The organism is Bacillus sp. Root131 (assembly GCF_001429475.1).
GTDB classification, from domain to species: Bacteria; Bacillota; Bacilli; order Bacillales; family Bacillaceae_G; genus Bacillus_A; species Bacillus_A thuringiensis_S.
This window is the reverse complement of record NZ_LMJQ01000039.1, coordinates 1-2,439: the sequence shown is the minus strand read 5'-3', so window position 1 is coordinate 2,439 and position 2,439 is coordinate 1. Positions and strand designations below refer to the sequence as shown.

Sequence of the window (2,439 nt, the reverse complement as noted above, 5' to 3'; positions counted from 1 at the left end):
ATGATGGCAGAGAGGTCACACCCGTTCCCATACCGAACACGGAAGTTAAGCTCTCTAGCGCCGATGGTAGTTGGGACCTTGTCCCTGTGAGAGTAGGACGTCGCCAAGCAAAAACCTAAGTCGTTTCGACTTAGGTTTTTTTGTGTTTATTTTTATTGCTTGAAATATAAAGGTAAGAATTACCTTTTGTGAAAATATAATCGAGATGTAAAAAGAATATTTGTAATCTTACATAACCTTTTGTGTTTTTAAAGGATTTTACATAAGAAAAAATCTATAATTAAGGTAGTTAACATATATTTTTGATGGGTGTGGGGGATTATGAAAGAAATATGCATGTTATTAGTGGCTGTTATATTATGGGGGACAGCTATTGCACCAACAAAATGGGTGTTAGAATCTATTCAGCCGTTTACTTTGTTGTTTATTCGTCTTTTCTTTGCAGGTGGAATTTGTATGCTATTTTCATTTAAGCAACTACAAAAATCAGTTGTACATAAAAAAGTTCCATGGCAAAGAATGAGTTTGTTAGCCTTTACCGGTGTAGCTGGGTATTTCATGTTCACATCGTATGGTATTTCTTTAACAAGTGGATTACATGTTAGTATCATAGATGCTGCATTACCATTAGTTACAATTCTTTTTTCAGCATTCTTCTTGAAAGAGAAAATTCGATTGAATTATTGGATAGGGATTATATTGGGTACTATAGGAGTACTCTTTATTACGATTCCATCTAAAAGTGCTGATCAAGAAGTGTCTTTAATAGGAGATATACTGATATTATTAAGTACTTTTCTATTTGCTTTCTACACGGTTTTGCTAAAACAACCAAAACAAGAACAGTATTTATCAAACGAGGTTTTTACAACATTAACTTTAATTATCGGAGCTGTTATTCTATTACCGTTTGCACTGGTAGAAATTCTTTATTACGGTTTACCAAAGATTGAAACTTGGAAAACGGGACTTAGTGTAATATACCTTGTTATTGGAGCAACAATTTTAGCATATTGGTTTTGGAATAAAGCGCTAGAGAGAGTTTCAGCATCAGTAAGCGGATTATATTTAAATGCATTACCATTAATAAGTATCGCTACTTCAATTATTCTATTAAATGAGTCTCTGACATGGAGGGTAATAATGGGAGCGAGTTTAGTTTTAATCGGAGTAGGATGGGCGGATAAGCAAAAGTTATGTAATCTATTAAAAGGTAATAAGGTGGAGAATAGAGACTGTTAAACAGTATGATTTATATAATTGAAATGTTAAAAAGATACCTTATATATGAGGTATCTTTTTTATTTAGCAAAGATAATAGACTAAAATTAGTATGGATATTCTTTGCTGTATTTATATGTGTCGAAATCATTTTGAAATATTGTTTGAACAAGTTGTATACATTCAGTATCATAAAAGCTTTCAAAAGTTGGATGACGGGGAAATAAAGGATCAGTAATATCAGCTTCGCTAAAATTCCCTTTATAAATCATGGCGGGAGTTTGATGATGCCATGATGTTGAGAACTCATTTATTGGTGCGGTTTTTAATTCGAAACGCTTTTCTAATTCTTTCATTTCCTGATCGAAGTTTTCTAAGTATATATAATTGGTCACATATTCTTCTTCACCAGCTATATATTGTTGTGTGAAATGTGGGTTAATATCACTTGCGTGAGCCCCTTTCATAAATAGATAGTATAAAAATTGTTTGAATGAGATCCCTTTGGGGGAATTTTCATCTTGATATAAAAACTTTCGGATGGGTTTCCATTCCGGATTTTCCATATAAGGAGGTCCAATTAAGGACACGAAAGAACTGACTGCTCTCCTATAAGGGTTACGAACAAGTTTAAACGTTTCTTTTTGTTTTTCTCGTAACGCTACACCTAGTCGTACACTATAGGCAGGTGTACTTTTGTATATATCGTATTCAAAATTATGAATGAAAGGACTATAACTTAGAGCTGTTTGCAATAAATCAATCTGGTAAAAGAACCAATTGGCAAGAGAAGTACAACCGCTTTTTTGACTCCAAAATAGAATGATGGGAAACTTCCTATGATAGTGTGGGCTTCTTGAATGGGCGCTTATGGTGTTTAATAAATAAGGATTGAACAAGTTCTACACTCCTTTCACTTGTTTTACTGATATGTATGAGGAATAAAGAGGTGGTATGAGAGTCTTTTTCATCTTTTTTAAAAAAATGAAAGATTAATATTGACTATTAGTATATAGAGGTGTAATATAGAACAAGTCGCCGATGACAATAACGTCGCAAGCGACAAACAAAATGAAAAACTTAGTTGACATTGAAAGATGAAGATGTTAACATAAGGAAGTCGCAAATGAGCGACTAAGTAGTTCTTTGAAAACTGAACGAAACAAACAACGTGAAACGTCAATTTTTATTTTTAGATGCTAGACAAACTAACTTTAT

At 33.0% G+C, this 2,439-nt stretch carries 2 protein-coding genes and 1 rRNA gene; 2 read left to right on the top strand and 1 reads right to left on the bottom strand.

Annotated features, from left to right (window positions below; genetic code table 11):
* Together rrf and ASE54_RS28210 are read left to right on the top strand one after the other, a co-directional pair.
* Positions 1-109: ribosomal RNA gene (rrf, locus tag ASE54_RS28215) — 5S ribosomal RNA — on the top strand; the annotation flags it as partial.
* Between the two features lie 212 nt (positions 110-321).
* Entirely contained in the window at positions 322-1,242 is a 921-nt protein-coding gene (locus ASE54_RS28210) for a DMT family transporter (protein ID WP_000658297.1), read from the top strand.
* Between the two features lie 86 nt (positions 1,243-1,328).
* Here ASE54_RS28210 and ASE54_RS28205 read toward each other — a convergent pair whose 3' ends face one another.
* Positions 1,329-2,120, bottom strand: coding sequence for a sulfotransferase family 2 domain-containing protein (locus tag ASE54_RS28205; RefSeq protein WP_000483044.1), 792 nt, complete (start codon positions 2,118-2,120; stop codon positions 1,329-1,331).
* Positions 2,121-2,439: the final 319 nt, after the last annotated feature.

Excerpts from the sequence above, each read along its gene's own strand:
- ASE54_RS28210 (WP_000658297.1), top strand. The coding sequence starts at position 322 with ATGAAAGAAATATGCATGTTATTAGTGGCTGTTATATTATGGGGGACA.